Source organism: Roseococcus microcysteis, assembly GCF_014764365.1.
In the GTDB taxonomy this organism is placed as follows: domain Bacteria; phylum Pseudomonadota; class Alphaproteobacteria; order Acetobacterales; family Acetobacteraceae; genus Roseococcus; species Roseococcus microcysteis.
On record NZ_CP061718.1, the window covers coordinates 2,896,791 to 2,911,650 of the forward strand.

Annotated in this window: 12 protein-coding genes; 7 read left to right on the plus strand and 5 right to left on the minus strand. The window is 70.0% G+C overall.

The annotated features are described in order from the left end of the window. Positions 1 to 122: 122 nt before the first annotated feature. The 3 genes from ICW72_RS13955 to ICW72_RS13965 all read left to right on the plus strand — a co-directional run bounded on the left by ICW72_RS13955 (position 123) and on the right by ICW72_RS13965 (position 3,121). The gene (locus ICW72_RS13955) at positions 123 to 1,514 is read left to right on the plus strand and encodes an aspartate aminotransferase family protein (protein WP_191083265.1); all 1,392 of its coding nucleotides are present in this window, start codon (positions 123 to 125) and stop codon (positions 1,512 to 1,514) included. Between the two features lie 67 nt (positions 1,515 to 1,581). After that, positions 1,582 to 2,760, plus strand: coding sequence for an EAL domain-containing response regulator (locus ICW72_RS13960; protein WP_191083266.1), 1,179 nt, complete (start codon positions 1,582 to 1,584; stop codon positions 2,758 to 2,760). A gap of 4 nt (positions 2,761 to 2,764) precedes the next feature. Further along, positions 2,765 to 3,121 carry an Hpt domain-containing protein gene (locus tag ICW72_RS13965; RefSeq protein WP_191083267.1) on the plus strand — a complete coding sequence of 119 codons (357 nt, stop codon included), beginning with the start codon at positions 2,765 to 2,767 and terminating at the stop codon, positions 3,119 to 3,121. A gap of 97 nt (positions 3,122 to 3,218) precedes the next feature. Here ICW72_RS13965 and ICW72_RS13970 read toward each other — a convergent pair whose 3' ends face one another. Together ICW72_RS13970 and secG are read right to left on the minus strand one after the other, a co-directional pair. Further along, on the minus strand, positions 3,219 to 4,853 hold the full coding sequence (locus ICW72_RS13970) for a CTP synthase (RefSeq protein WP_191083268.1): 1,635 nt from the start codon (positions 4,851 to 4,853) through the stop codon (positions 3,219 to 3,221). A 79-nt stretch (positions 4,854 to 4,932) separates the two neighbouring features. Next, a complete protein-coding gene (secG, locus tag ICW72_RS13975) occupies positions 4,933 to 5,244 on the minus strand; it encodes a preprotein translocase subunit SecG (protein WP_191083269.1) in 312 nt (103 codons plus the stop codon). 210 nt (positions 5,245 to 5,454) lie between these two features. On the opposite strand from secG, the gene ICW72_RS13980 reads away from it, so the two are divergent. From ICW72_RS13980 to ICW72_RS13995, 4 genes are all read left to right on the plus strand, one after another. Beyond that, positions 5,455 to 7,752: an ATP-binding protein gene (locus ICW72_RS13980; protein WP_191083270.1), complete on the plus strand. Its 2,298-nt coding sequence runs from the start codon at positions 5,455 to 5,457 to the stop codon at positions 7,750 to 7,752. A gap of 14 nt (positions 7,753 to 7,766) precedes the next feature. After that, positions 7,767 to 8,483 carry a HugZ family pyridoxamine 5'-phosphate oxidase gene (locus ICW72_RS13985; protein ID WP_191083271.1) on the plus strand — a complete coding sequence of 239 codons (717 nt, stop codon included), beginning with the start codon at positions 7,767 to 7,769 and terminating at the stop codon, positions 8,481 to 8,483. A gap of 158 nt (positions 8,484 to 8,641) precedes the next feature. Beyond that, a complete protein-coding gene (locus ICW72_RS13990; protein WP_191083272.1) occupies positions 8,642 to 10,231 on the plus strand; it encodes a phosphoenolpyruvate carboxykinase in 1,590 nt (529 codons plus the stop codon). Positions 10,232 to 10,235: 4 nt separating this feature from the next. Then, positions 10,236 to 10,628 (plus strand): DUF2237 family protein, encoded by a 393-nt coding sequence (locus ICW72_RS13995; RefSeq protein WP_191083273.1) that lies wholly within the window; start codon positions 10,236 to 10,238, stop codon positions 10,626 to 10,628. A 3-nt stretch (positions 10,629 to 10,631) separates the two neighbouring features. Here ICW72_RS13995 and ICW72_RS14000 read toward each other — a convergent pair whose 3' ends face one another. The 3 genes from ICW72_RS14000 to ICW72_RS14010 are packed head-to-tail and all read right to left on the minus strand — an operon-like array spanning position 10,632 to position 14,833. Next, the gene (locus ICW72_RS14000; protein WP_191083274.1) at positions 10,632 to 11,825 is read right to left on the minus strand and encodes an MFS transporter; all 1,194 of its coding nucleotides are present in this window, start codon (positions 11,823 to 11,825) and stop codon (positions 10,632 to 10,634) included. Between the two features lies 1 nt (position 11,826). Continuing rightward, complete coding sequence (gene polA, locus ICW72_RS14005) at positions 11,827 to 14,628, minus strand: DNA polymerase I (protein WP_408639208.1); 2,802 nt, start codon at positions 14,626 to 14,628, stop codon at positions 11,827 to 11,829. Further along, a complete protein-coding gene (locus ICW72_RS14010; protein WP_191083275.1) occupies positions 14,609 to 14,833 on the minus strand; it encodes a zinc-finger domain-containing protein in 225 nt (74 codons plus the stop codon). The genes polA and ICW72_RS14010 overlap by 20 nt, the downstream gene beginning before the upstream one ends. Positions 14,834 to 14,860 lie beyond the last annotated feature (27 nt).

The window sequence follows — 14,860 nt, forward strand, 5'->3', positions numbered from 1 at the left end:
CGGCTGATGGGGCGGTAAGGCGTTAAGCGAGCGGCGGATGGATGCGTCAAGCGATGCCGTGACGCGCTGCCATCTGTGAGCCTACACTGTCATGAACTGAGGCCAAGGCAGGAACCCATCCCATGACTCCCCCGCGCAACTCCACCGCCATCCGTGACGTCGCCAGCGTGCTGCACCCCTACACCGATGCCCGCGCGCACCAGAAGAACGGCCCGCTGGTCATCACCCGCGGCGAGGGCGTGCGCGTCTTCGACGACCAGGGGAAGAGCTATATCGAGACGGTGGCGGGGCTGTGGTGCGCGGCACTGGGCTTCCACAATGAACGCCTGGTGGAAGCGGCGACGAAGCAGATGCGCCAGCTTCCCTTCTACCATGGCTTCACCGGCCGCACGCACGAACCCCAGGTGGACCTGGCCGAGATGCTGCTGGAACGCGCCCCGGTGCCGATGAGCAAGGTGTTCTTCGCCAATTCGGGCTCCGAGGCGAATGACAGCGCCATCAAGATGATCTGGTACTACAACAACGCCATCGGCCGGCCGCAGAAGAAGAAGATCATCAGCCGGCTGAAGGGCTATCATGGCGTGACCATCGCCTCGGCCTCGCTGACCGGGTTGCCCTACAACCACAAATTCTTCGACCTGCCGATCGCGGGCATCCTGCATGCCGGCACGCCGCACCACTACCACAACGCCCATCCCGGCGAATCGGAGGAGGCATTCGCCACCCGCCTCGCCGAGGAACTGGACGCGATGATCATGTCGGAAGGCCCCGACACGGTCGCCGCCTTCTTCGCGGAGCCCATCATGGGCGCCGGCGGCGTCATCCTCCCGCCCGCCACCTACTTCGAAAAGATCCAGGCGGTGCTCAAGAAGCACGACGTGCTGCTGGTGGCGGACGAGGTCATCTGCGGCTTCGGCCGGACGGGCGAATACTGGGGCAGCCAGAGCCTCGGCATGCGGCCGGACATCCTGACCTGCGCCAAGGCGCTGTCCTCCAGCTATTTGCCCATCTCGGCCGTCATGGTGAATGAGCGGGTCTTCGAGGGCCTGGCCGATGGCAGCGCGGGCCTGGGCACCTTCGGGCACGGCTTCACCTATTCGGGCCACCCGGTGGCGGCCGCCGTCGCGGTGGAGACGCTGAAGATCTATGACGAGATCGACATCGTGGGCCATGTGAAGCGCGTTGCCCCCACCATGCAGGACGGGCTGCGTGCCCTCTCCGGCCACCCGCTGGTGGGCGAGGTGCGCGGCATGGGGCTGATCGGCGCGGTGGAACTCGTGGCCGACAAGGCGACCCACGCCAATTTCGACCCGGCGATGAAGATCGCCCCGCGCCTGGTGAAGATCGCGGAAAGCCACGGGCTGATCCTGCGCAGCCTGCCCAATGACAGCATCGCCTTCTCGCCGCCGCTGGTCATCACCGAGGCCGAGATCACCGACATGGTGACCCGCTTCGGCGCCGCGCTGGATGAGCTGTCGGTCACGCTGCGGCGGGAATCCCTCGCCGCGGTGTGAGGGCGGCGGGGCCTTAACGCTCCGCTAAGGCTGAGGGGCCATGCTCGTCCTCCTTGAAGGGACGCGCATGAGCCTCTCCAGACTGCATGTGGTGGATGACGACCCCACGATCCGCGAGATCGCCCGCCGCGTCGCGGAGGCGGCGGGTTTCGAGGCGCTGGGCTTCGATGCCCCGGCCGCCTTCCTGGCCGCCGCCGCCAGCGACCCGCCGGAACTCGTCCTGCTCGACCTCGCCATCGGTGAGCAGGACGGCATCGGCGTGCTGGAGGCACTGGCCAAGCTCAACAGCCGTTGCGCCATCATCGTGCTGAGCGGCCTGGAGGACCGGCTGGTGGGCTCCGCCGTCCGCATCGGCCGATCGCTTGGGCTGCAGATGCTGGAACCGCTGGCCAAGCCCTTCCAATTGCAGGATTTGCGCGCGCGGCTGACCGCCGCGGCCGCCATGGTCCTGCCGATTCGCGAATCCGATGTGCAGGACGCGCTGGCCAGCCACCAGCTCGTGCCCCGCTATCAGCCCAAGGTGCGGCTGAGCGATGGCGCGCCGGTGGGGTGCGAGGCGCTGGTGCGCTGGCAACACCCCTCGCGTGGGCTGCTCGCGCCCAGCCATTTCCTGCCCCTGGTCGAGGCCGGCCCCAGCATCACGCCGCTGACCTACCAGATGATCGAGCGCGCCATGACCGACCTGGCCAGCTGGCGCCAGCGGCACCCCGGACTTTCGGTGGCGGTGAACGTCTCCGCGCGTTCCCTGGACGATCCGGAATTCGCGGACCGGGTGTGGGACATCCTGGCCCGCACCGGCGCGGACCCTTCCAGCCTCACCCTCGAAATCACCGAGACGGCCGCCATGGCCGATACGGCCGCCGTCGCCGCGATGCTGACGCGGCTGCGCATCCGCAAGGTGAATCTTTCGCTGGATGATTTCGGCACCGGCTTTTCCTCGCTGGTGGAGCTGCACCGGATGCCCTTCTCCGAGCTGAAGATTGATCGCGCCTTCGTCGGCACCATGGAGACGGACCGCGACGCGCGGGTGATCGTGAAGGCCATCATCGGCCTGGCGCACACGCTGGGCCTCACCACCGTGGCCGAGGGTGTCGAGACCGAGGCCGCCATGGACATGCTGCGCGAGATGGGCTGCGACGTGGCGCAGGGCTATGGCATCGGCAAGCCCATGACGGCAGAGGCCTTCCAGGAATGGCTGGACGCCCGGGCCGGCATCGTGGCGCCCGCCCTGGCCCGCGTGGGCTGAACCCATGGCGACGGAGGAGCCCCTGCTCGATCTCTCCGCGCTCGCCGCGCTGGAGGAGGTGGTCGGCGCCGCCGCCTCGGCCGAGATCGCGCGCCTGTTCCGCGAGGATTCCGAGAGCCGGGTGGCGCGGGGCGGTGCGGCGCTGGCGGTGGGCGACCTGGCGGCGGTGGCGCGGGAGTTCCACGCGCTGAAATCCTCAGCGGCCACGCTCGGCGCGTGGCGCCTTTCCGCCCTGGCGGCCCGGCTGGAGGCCGCCGGGCTGGCGGGCGACGTGATGGCCGCCCGGCAGGCCGGGCTGGGGCTGGACGCGACCCTGCGCGCCACCTTGGACGCGCTGGCAGGCGGGCGCGCCGCCGCCTGAGGCGGCCTAGAGCGGGATGCGTTGAGGTGGAATCACCGAGAACGCTGAATCCCGCTCTCAACAAAGGTTAGAGCAGGCTGCGTGAACGCAGCATGCTCTAGACCAGCCGCGCCTGCGCCACCGCCGCGCCCACGAAGCCCGCAAACAGCGGGTGCGGCGCGAAGGGCTTGGATTTCAGCTCCGGGTGGAACTGCACGCCGATGAACCACGGATGGTCCGGGTATTCCACGATCTCGGGCAGCACCCCGTCGGGCGACATGCCGGAGAAGCGCAGCCCCGCCGCCTCCAGCCGCTCGCGGTAGCCGACATTCACCTCGTAGCGGTGGCGGTGGCGTTCCTCGATGCGCGCTTCGCCATAGACGCGGGCCACCAGCGAATCCTGCGCCAGCACGGCGGGGAAGGCGCCCAGCCGCATGGTGCCGCCCAAATCGCCGCCGGCCTCGCGCACCTCGCGCTGGTTGCCGCGGACCCATTCGGTCAGCAGGCCCACCACCGGCTCCGCGCAGGGGCCGAATTCGGTGGAGGAGGCGCCCTGCATGTCCAGCAGGTTCCGCGCCGCCTCGATCACCGCCATCTGCATGCCGAAGCAAATGCCCAAGAAAGGAATTTTCCGTTCGCGCGCGAAGCGCACGGCCGCGATCTTGCCGCCCGTGCCGCGTTCGCCGAAGCCGCCGGGGACCAGGATGCCATGGACACCCTCCAGGCGGCCCACCACGCGGTCCTCCTCGCGCTCGAAGATCTCGCTGTCCACCCAGTCCAGCTTCACGCGCATGTTGTGCGCGATGCCACCATGGGCCAGCGCCTCGTTCAGCGACTTGTAGGCGTCGAGCAGCCCCGTGTACTTGCCCACCACGGCGATGGTGACCTCGCCCTCGGGCGCGGTGATGCGCTCGGTGATGCGCTGCCAGCCCGAAAGGTCCGGTTCGCCATAGATGGACAGGTTGAAGTGGCGCAGCACTTCGCGGTCCAGCCCTTCGGCGTGGTAGCTCAGCGGCACGGAATAGATGCTGGCGGCGTCATAGGCCGGGATGACGCTCTCCGGCCGCACATTGCAGAACAGCGCGATCTTGCGGCGCTCATTCTCGGGAATCTTGCGGTCGCAACGGCACAGCAGGATGTGCGGCTGGATGCCCAGGCCGAGCAATTCCTTCACGGAATGCTGGGTGGGCTTGGTCTTCAGCTCGCCCGCCGAGGGGATGTAGGGCACCAGCGTCAGGTGGATGAAGAGGCTGCGCGTCGGCCCGAGTTCGTTGGCGAGCTGCCGGATGGCCTCCAGGAAGGGCAGGCTCTCGATGTCGCCCACCGTGCCGCCCACCTCGACCAGCACGAAGTCGTAATTGTCGGTGTCGGCCAGCACCGCGGCCTTGATGGCGTCGGTGATGTGGGGAATGACCTGGACGGTGGCGCCCAGGTAGTCGCCGCGGCGCTCCTTCGCGATCACCTCGGAATAAAGGCGGCCGGTGGTCCAGTTGTCGGCCTTGTTGGCGTGGACGCCGGTGAAGCGTTCGTAGTGCCCGAGGTCGAGGTCGGTTTCCGCCCCGTCATCGGTCACGAAGACCTCGCCATGCTGGTAGGGGGACATCGTCCCCGGATCCACGTTGAGATAGGGGTCGAGCTTGCGCAGCCGCACGCGATAGCCGCGTGACTGCAACAGGGCCCCGAGGGAAGCCGCCGCGATGCCCTTGCCAAGCGAGGAGACCACGCCGCCGGTGATGAATACGAACCGCGCCATGGGGGGTCCTGATAACCGCAACCGCGCCGGTGTTACAGCCCCCCGGTCGCGCCGGGCACCTATGTTCGCGCGGCGTTGCTCAGTTGGTGGGAACGCTGGGCAGCGCCGGGGCCGTGGGCGCGATCGCGGGGGCGTCCAGGATGGAGCGGTTCAGCGCCGTGCCACGGTCCAGCAGGGCCAGCGTCAGCGCCAGCACGAAGAACAGGGTGCCCAGGATGGCGGTGGTGCGCGTCAGCAAGTTCGCCGTGCCGCGGCCGCCCATGATCGAGCCCATGCCGCCCCCGCTCGACCCGCCAATGCCCAGGCCACCCCCTTCGCTGCGCTGCACGAGGATGACCCCGATCAGCGCCAGGGTGACCAGCAGGAACAGGATAAGCAGGATCGTCGTCATGATCTGCGCCTCCTACAGCCTTGGGCCCGGGAACGCCAGAGGCGCCGCGACACGCATGCCCCAGGGATGCGCCTTCGGGAAAATGCGCAACACCAGATTACGCTTCATGCAAATAGACATTTGCCAGGATGATGAGGGGTTTCCTTCGCCCTTGCGTCCGGTTCACCATGCGTCCGCCAGCCCGCGCCTGGCGCTGGGGTGCAAGCAGAGATGAATTCAGGGCCGGACGCCCACCCGACCGCCGCCGATCTTCTGCTGGAGATGGAGCTCGCGCCCGGCGAGGGCGCCGCCACGGCTCTGGTGGACGCGCTGCGGGAAGCGGCCGCGCAGGCGGGGTTCGGTCTGGACCTGGCGGCTTTGCAGGCCGCGATCGAGGCACAGGGCCCGATCCAGCTTGTGCTCGCGCGTGCCCAGGACAGGCTGCTGCTGCTGACCATCCAGCCAGGCCGGGAAGGCCGCTTGGCCCTGGCCACCTGGTTGCCCACCACGGGGCGGCGGGTGGACCTGGACATCCAGCTTCTCCAGGCGGTGATGGACCAACTCCCCGCCGCCGTCTCCATCAAGGATTCCGAACGTCGCTACCGCTTCGTGAACCGCTGCTGGGAGGCCAGCCTGTCCTTGCGGCGGGCCGAGGTGCTGGGCCGCCGCTTCGAGGAACTGGACGGGACCTGCCTCTCCCCCAAGACCTTCGCCCGCCTGGCCGATGAGCTGCGCCACGACGAGGAGGCGCTGATCGAGGGGCGGGCCAGCGAGACCGAGAGGGAGCAGACCTTCACCTCGCCCCAAAGCGGCCCGCGCGCCATGCTGGTCAGCAAGGTCCCGCTGCGCGGCCTGCACGACCCGCGCCCGGGGGTCCTCTCCGTCACGGTCGAGATCACGGACCGCAAGCGGGTGGAACAGGATCTGCGCGCGGCGACGGCCCAGCTGTCGGAGCGCAGCGCGGCGCTCTCGGCCGCGCGGGACCGGGCGGAACGCGCACGCCGCGACGCCGAGGCCGCCGCCCGCACCAAGGCCCGTTTCCTGGCCATGATGTCGCATGAGCTGCGGACGCCCATGACCGGCGTGCTCGGCATGCTGGACCTGATGGAGGATGGCGGGGACGGGACCGAGGCGCGTGACCGGCTGCAGGCCCTGCGCGGCTCGGCCGAGGCGCTGATGCGCGTGCTGGACGACATATTGGACTACTCCCTGATCGAATCCGGCCATTTCGAACTGCGCGACGCGCCCTTCGACCCCGCGGCGCTGCTGCGCGAGGTGGCGGAGCAATTCGCCGCCCTGGCCGCCCGGCAGGGGCTGTTCCTGCATGTCGAGGTGGCGCCGGACATGCCGCCGCAGGTGCTGGGCGACGCGCAGCGGTTGCGCCAGGTGCTGGGCCACCTGCTCAGCAACGGCGTGAAGTTCACCCGGGAGGGCGGGATCAAGGTGCGGATGGGCACGGAGGCGGGGCCGGATGGCGCACCCCTGCTGGTGCTGAACGTGCTGGACACCGGCCCCGGCATCCCGCCCGAACGCCGGGCGGAGCTGTTCCAGCCCTATACACCGCTGGAGGAGGTCACCTCGCGCCGCGCCGGCGGCACGGGGCTTGGCCTCGTCATCTGCCGCCAGCTGGCCCATGCGATGCGCGGCGAGGTGGCCTGCGAGGATGCGCCAGGCGGGGGCGCGCTGTTCCGCTTTTCCCTGCCGCTGCGCCTGCCCGCGCCGCCCCGCGTCGCGCCGCGCCCCACCCCCGCGCGGGTGCTGGTGGTGGATGACGTGGCCCTGAACCGCAAGGTCGTCTCCGCCATCCTGGAGCGGGACGGGCACCAGGTCGTGCTGGCCGCGACGGGTGAGGAGGCGGTGGCCCGCGTGGCCGAGGGCCCGCGCTTCGACCTGGTGCTGATGGACCTGCACATGCCGGGCATGGACGGCATCGCCGCCACCGCGGCCATCCGCGCCCTGCCGGACGAGGCGGGGCGGGTGCCGGTGCACGCGCTGACGGCCGATGTCTTCGCGCGCACCAGCCCGGAATATGCCATGGCGGGCTTCACCGGCTTCCTGACCAAGCCGCTGGACTGGGCGGCCATCCGCCAGGCCATCGCCGCGGCCCAGGCCGGCCAGGCCACGACCGAGGCCGCGCCCGCCGCCGATGGCGCCCCCGTGCTGGACCGCGCGCAGCTGGCCGGCATGTTCGAGGGGCTGCCGCGCGATGCGGTGGACCAGATGTATCAGGAATTCCTGCGCAGCCTGCATGACGCCCTGGTGCGCCTGCGCGCGCAGCGTGACCGCGATGACGGCGCCGCCCTGGCGCGGGAGGCGCATTCGCTGAAGGGCCTGGCGGGCAATTTTGGCGCGGCGCGCCTCGCGGAGGCGGCCGCCACCCTGCAAACCCGGCTCGATTCGGGTGGCGTGGTCGCCGCGTTGCCGTTGGCGCCGCTGGAGGCTGCTTACAGCGACACCGCCGAAGCCATCCGCGCCGGCACCCACCTGCACCTGCTCGACGCGGCCTTTCCGCCGCCGCGCCCGCACTGAGGATCGGCACGCCGATGACCGAAGACCATGGCCTCGCCGCGCGCCGCCTGATCCGTGCCGCGCGGGCCGCGACCCTCGCCACCCAGCTCGACGGCCAGCCCTTCGCGAGCCTCGTCACCCCGGCCTGCGCGCCGGACCTCTCGCCCCTGCTCTGGCTCTCCCGCCTGTCGGAGCACACCCGCCACCTCGAGCGCGAGCCCCGCTGCGCCCTGCTCTTCACCGGGCCGGGCGAGGGCCCCAACCCGCAGACCGCCCCGCGCGTGACGCTGACGGGCCTGGCGGAACGGGTGGAGGACCCGGCGTTGAAGGCGCGCTGGCTGGCCCGCCACCCCTACGCCGCCCTCTACGCCGATTTCGCGGATTTCGGCCTGTGGCGGATCGCGCCGCGGGGGGCGCTCATGGTCGAGGGTTTCGCCCGCGCCCACCGGTTGCGCGAAGCCGCCCTTCGACCCGACCCGGCCCATGTGGCGGCGCTGCTGGCGGCCGAGCCCGACATCATCGCGCATGTGAACGAGGACCATGCCGACGCCATCGCGGCCATCGCCCTGCATCTGCCCGGCGGCGGGCCCGGCGTGTGGAAGCTGGCGGCCGTGGACACCGAAGGTTGCGACCTCGTGGAGGGGGAGCGGGTGCTTCGCCTGGAATTTCAAACGGGTGCCACAGATGCGGACTCGGTTCGGCGGGAACTGGTACTTGCGACGCGCGCGGCCCGTGCTGCATCGCACCAATGACGCCCGCACAATGATTTGGGCAAGCCCTGGAAATGAACGGCTTTTCAGGATTGACGCTTTTCCCGGCTCGGCCCTATCTCCCGCCCAGATCATGATCGCATGGCTTCCTGCAGGAGGCGTGAACGGTCTGCTGTGCGCCCCCGAAGGAGGCTTTTTTCATGAGTGATCATCCGCTGTCCGGAACCGGTGTCGCGACGGGCCATCCCGTCCATGCCAACCTCACCGCGCCGGGCCTGGTGCAGCATGCGCTGGTGCGGGGCGAGGGCCGGCTCTCGGCGGATGGCGCCTTCATGGCGCTGACGGGCCAGCACACCGGCCGTTCCGTGCAGGACAAGTTCGTGGTGGACGACCCCGAGGTCACGAACGAGATCTGGTGGGGCAAAATCAACCAGAAGATGGCGCCCGAGAAGTTCCAGGGCCTGGTCGCCAAGGTGCGCGGCTGGCTTGGCGAGCGCCCGGTGCTGTTTACCCAGGACCTCTATGCGGGTGCGGACCCCGCGCACCGCATCCGCGTGCGGCTGGTCACGACGAACGCCTGGCACGCGCTGTTCGCGCGCAACATGTTCATCCGCCCGCTGCGCCGCGACCTGCCGGAATTCGAGCCCGACTTCACCATCCTGCACGCGCCGGAATACGAGGCCGATCCGGCGGTGGATGGCTGCCGCACGGGCACCTGCATCGCGCTCTCCTTCGCCGCCAAGACCATCCTGATCGCGGGCACGAGCTATGCCGGCGAGATCAAGAAGAGCATCTTCACCGTGATGAACTGGCTGCTGCCGGCGCGCGGCGTGCTGCCCATGCATTGCTCGGCCAATGTGGGCCGGCATGGCGATGTGGCGCTGTTCTTCGGCCTCTCCGGCACGGGCAAGACCACGCTGAGCAGCGACCCCGAGCGCGCGCTGATCGGCGATGACGAGCATGGCTGGTCCGACAAGGGCGTCTTCAACTTCGAGGGCGGCTGCTACGCCAAGGTCATCAAGCTCTCGCGCGACGCGGAGCCGCAGATCTGGGACGCCTCCCACCGCTTCGGCACCGTGCTGGAGAATGTGGTGGCCGATGAGCGCGGCAACCTCGACCTCGACGACAACCGCTACACCGAGAACACGCGGTCCTGCTACCCGATCAACTACATCCCCGGCCTGGCGCCGGGCGGCCAGGCGGGGCTGCCGAAGAATGTGGTGATGCTGACCGCCGATGCCTTCGGCGTGCTGCCGCCCATCTCGAAGCTGACCCCGGCGCAGGCGATGTACCACTTCCTCTCGGGCTACACGGCGCGCGTGGCCGGCACCGAGAAGGGGCTGGGCAAGGAACCGCAGGCCACCTTCTCCACCTGCTTCGGCGCGCCCTTCCTGCCGCGCAACCCCGAGGTCTATGGCCGGATGCTGGAAGAGCGCATCCAGCGCGACGGCGCCGATTGCTGGCTGGTGAACACCGGCTGGACGGGCGGCGCCTATGGCGTGGGCAAGCGCATGAGCATCCAGCACACCCGCGCCCTGCTGCGCGCCGCGCTGGACGGTTCGCTGGCCAAGGTGGAGTTCGTGCAGGACCCCTTCTTCGGCCTGATGATCCCGAAGAGCGTCCCCGGCATCCCGGCCGAGGTGCTGAACCCGCGCGAGAGCTGGGCCGACAAGGCGGCCTATGACCGCACGGCGGCGGAGCTGGTGGCGCGGTTCGAGAAGAACTTCGAGACCTTCGCCGGCGCCGTCAGCGAGGATGTGAAGGCCGCCGCCATCAAGGCCGCGGCCTGACGCCATGCCGGATGGCAGCGGGTTCGGACGCGGGCCGCAGGCCCGCAACGTGCTGGGCGGGGCGCTGGTCCCGTGCGGCATGGACCCGCTGACCGGATGGTATCGCGATGGCTGCTGCAAGACGGATGAGCACGACCACGGCAGCCACACCGTCTGCGCCGTGATGACGGCGGAGTTCCTGGAATTCTCCCGCGGCGTGGGCAATGACCTGTCCACCCCGCGGCCGGAATATCACTTCCCGGGCCTGAAGCCCGGAGACCAATGGTGCCTCTGCGCCATGCGCTGGGAACAGGCACGGCAGGCGGGCGTCGCGCCGCGCGTCGTGCTCGCCGCGACCAATATCGCGGCGCTGCGCTATTGTGCGCTGGAAGACCTCCAGGCGCACGCCTCGGCCTGAAGCCTACTCGGCCGCGGCCAATACCCGTCGCGACCGCTTCTGCTCCTGCCACAGCGCCATCGCCACCGCGATGCCCATGAACCCGGCCGCCGCGACGAAGATCGCCTGGGGCTGGCCGTTGTCCAACAGGAAGCCGAACATCAGCGGCCCCGCGATGCCACCGATGTTGAAGCCGGTGGTGACGATGCCGAACACCGCCCCCGCCTGCCCTGGAGGTGCCGCCGCGCGCACCAGCATGTCGCGCGAGGGCATGATGAGGCCCGTCAAGAAGCCCGAGGCCGCCATGACCAGCGTCAGCGGCACCACGCCCATGGGCACCAGCCCCGCCACCAGGATCAGCAGCGCCGCCCCGCCGAAGCCCGCCGCCGCCACCAGCCCGTGGCGGCGCGTGCGGTCGGCGATGAAGCCGCCGGCCAGCACGCCCACCGCGCTCAGCGCCAGCCAGGCCGTGAGCGCGATGTTGGCCGAGGCCAGCGACAACCCGCTGAAGGCCCCCCAGGCCGAGACCGCGAAGCTCTGCACGCCGCCCGCGGAGAGGCTGATCAGCACGAAGAACACCGTCAGCGTCAGCACCGCCGCGCTGAACACGCTGGGCGCGCCGGGCGCCGCCTTGGGCCGTGGGGGCGCCGGGCGTTCGGACAGGGCCGGGCGGATCAGCGGCAGGGCCAGCAGCGGCCCCAGCAGCCCCGCCGCCACCAGCGCCCCGCCCAGCCCGAACACCCAGGCCGTGCCCAGCATGAAGGCCGGCGCCACCGCGCCACCCAGGTAGCCCGCGAAGGTGTGGATGGAGAAGGCGCGGCCCACATGGTCCTCGGCCACGTCGCGGCCCAGGATGGCGTAGTCGGCCGGGTGATAGACGCTGTTGGCCAGCCCCAGCAGCGCCGAGGCCGCCAGCAGCCAGGAATATTCCTGGAAGATGCCCGCGAGTGCCAGCGCCAGGCCCCCCAGCATCATCCCCGTCACCAGCACGCGGTGCGGCCCCCAGCGGTCCACCAGGAAGCCCATGGGCGCCTGGGTGAAGAAGGAGACCACGTTGAACACGGTCAAGGCGAGGCCGAGTTCGAGGAAGCTCACCCCCATCGCGTCGCGCAGCAGCGGGAAGAGCGGCGGCAGGGCCAGGATGTGCAGGTGGCTGACGAAATGCGCGCCGGAAATGGCGAAAAGCGTGCGCCGCTCGGCGGTGGAAAAGCCCGACATCTCAGTGCGCCTCCGCCCAGGACCGGCCATGGCCCACCTCGACCAGCAGCGGCACGCGAAGTTGCGCCACACTCTCCATCACGGACTTCAGGGTGGCGGCGGTGGCCTCCACCTCGGCCTCCGGCACCTCCAGCACCAGTTCGTCATGGACCTGCAGCAGCATGCGGGCGGAGAGGCCCGCCTCGCGCAGCGCCTGGGGCACGCGCACCATGGCCCGCTTGATGACCTCGGCCGCGCCCCCCTGGAAGGGGGCGTTGATGGCCTGGCGCTCGGCCCCGCCGCGGCGCACCGGGTCCTTGGACTTGATGTCCGCGATCCAGAGGCGGCGCCCGAAGGGGCTCAGCACATGGCCATGGATGCGCGCCTCGTCCTTCAGGCGCTCCATCTCGGCGCGGATGCCGGGGTATTGCGCGAAATAGGCGTCGATGATGCCGCGCGCCTCGCCCGGGCCGATGCCCAGCCGGGCGGCGAGGCCGAAGGCGGACATGCCGTAGATGATGCCGAAATTGATGGTCTTGGCGCGGCGCCGCGCCTCCTTGTCCACCTGCCCCGGCGCGAGGTGGAAGATTTCCGCCGCCGTGCGGCTGTGGATGTCCTCGCCATTGGCGAAGGCCTCGCGCAGCGTCGGCACGTCGGCCAGATGCGCCAGCAGGCGCAGCTCGATCTGGCTGTAGTCGGCGCTCAACAGCACATGGCCGGGCTCGGCCACGAAGGCGCGGCGGATGCGCACGCCCTCCTCGGTTCGGATCGGGATGTTCTGCAAATTGGGCTCGGTGGAGGAAAGCCGGCCCGTGCTGGTCATCGCCATCGAGAAGCAGGTGTGGACCCGGCCATCCGGCGCCAGCGCCGCGGCCAGCCCCTCCACATAGGTGGATTTCAGCTTGGCGAGCTGCCGCCAGTCCAGCACCACGCGGGCGAGTTCCACCCCCTGCGCCGCCATCTCCTCCAGCACGGAGGCATCGGTGGAATAGGCGCCGGTCTTGCCCTTCTTGCCGCCCTTCAGGCCCATTTCCTGAAACAGGATTTCGCCCAACTGCTTGGGCGAGCCCACGTTGAAGGGGCGGCCCACAAGGCGGTGGCACTCGGCCTCGAGCACCACCAGCCGTTCGGCGAAATCCTGGCCGATGCGGGAAAGCTCCGCGCCATCCACCTTGATGCCGGCCGTCTCCATGGCGGCCAGCACCGGGATCATCCGGCGTTCCACCTGCTCGTAGAGGGCCAGCGCCTTCTCGGCGCGCAGGCGTGGGCGCAGCGCGTGCCACAGCCGCAGCGTGACGTCGGCATCCTCGGCGGCATAGGCGGTGGCGCGGTCCAGCGGCACCTGCGCGAAGCTGATGCGCGCGCGGCCCGTGCCCGTGACCTCGTCGAAGGAGATGGGCTTGTGGCCGAGATGGAGCTGCGACAGCTCATCCATCCCATGCCCGTGCAGCCCCGCCTCCAGCGCGTAGGAGATCATCATGGTGTCGTCGACGGGCGCCACCAGCAGCCCGCCATTGGCCGGGTTGGCCAGCACCTCGATGTCGTATTTCGCGTTGTGCAGCACCTTGAGCACGCCCGGGTCGGCCAGGAGCGGCCGCAGCGCCTCAACGGCCTCGGCCTGCGGCAGTTGCGCGGGCGTCTCCGTCAGCATGTCGGGCGCTTCATGGGCCAGCGGGATATAGGCCGCGCGCCCGGGGGCCACGGCCATGCAGATGCCCACCAGCCTGGCCGCCAGCGCATCGAGGCTGGTCGTCTCCGTGTCCAGCGCCACCACGCCGGCCGTGCGGGCTTCCGCCACCCAGAGGTCGAGCGTCGCGCGGTCGGTGATGGTGGTGTAGGGGCCGAAGGGCTTGGCCTCGGCCGGCGCCTCGGTGGTTTCCGCCATGGGACGCGGACGATGCGGCGCCCCGCCATCCCCTTCGCCCAGCCGCGCCAGGAGCGAGCGGAAATTGTTCTCGCGCAGAAAGGCCAGCAGCCGCGCGGGCTCGGGCGCGCGGGCGCGCATGTCCTCGACCGGGCAGGGCAGGGGGGCATTGGCGTCGAGCTGCACCAGGCGGCGGGAGATGCGCGCCGCCTCGGCATGGGTTTGCAGCACCTCGCGCCGCTTGGGCTGCTTGATCTCGCCCGCGCGGGCCAGCAGCGTTTCCAAATCACCATATTCGGTGATGAGCTGCGCGGCGGTCTTGATGCCGATGCCCGGCACGCCCGGCACATTGTCGGTGGCGTCGCCGGCCAGCGCCTGGACCTCGACCACCTTCTCCGGCGCCACGCCGAATTTCTCCAGCACCTCGGGCGCGCGGATGGGCTTCTGCTTGATGGGGTCCAGCATGATCACGCGGTCGCGGATCAGCTGCATCAGATCCTTGTCGGAGGAGACGATGGTGACGCGCCCGCCCTCGGCCTCGAATTCGCGCGCATAGCTCGCGATCAGGTCATCCGCCTCGAAGCCCGGCAGTTCCACGCGGCAGACGCCGAAGGCATCGGTGGCGTCACGAATCAGGGCGAATTGCGGGATCAGCTCTTCCGGCGGCTCCGGCCGGTGCGCCTTGTAGGCGGGGTAGATCGCGTTGCGGAAGGTCTCGCGCGCGCTGTCGAACACCACGGCGATGTGGCTCGCCACATGCTGGCTGAGGAATTTCTCCAGCATCTGCGCGAAGCCGAACACCGCGTTCACCGGCGTGCCATCCGGGCGCGTCATGGGTGGCAGGGCGTGGTAGGCGCGGAAGATGTAGCCGCTGCCATCCACCAGGATCAGGTGGCGGTCCTCGGCGGGCAGGACGGGGCGCGACGCCTCCGCCACGCCCTCAATGGGCGTGGTCGTCACCCGCCCCGTCCTTCAGGCGGTAGGTGCGGGAGCAATAGGGGCAGGTCACCTGCTCGTGCTCGATGCGCATGAAGATGGAGGGGTGGCCCAGCGTGCCGCCGCCGCCATCGCAGCGCACCTGGCGGGTTTCCACCAGGATGACCTCCTGCGGGGTGACGCCCTCGGTCAGGACGGGGGTATAGCCGGTGATCTGCGGGTCGCGCATCGAAGTCGGGTCCTGGCGTTTGCTTCC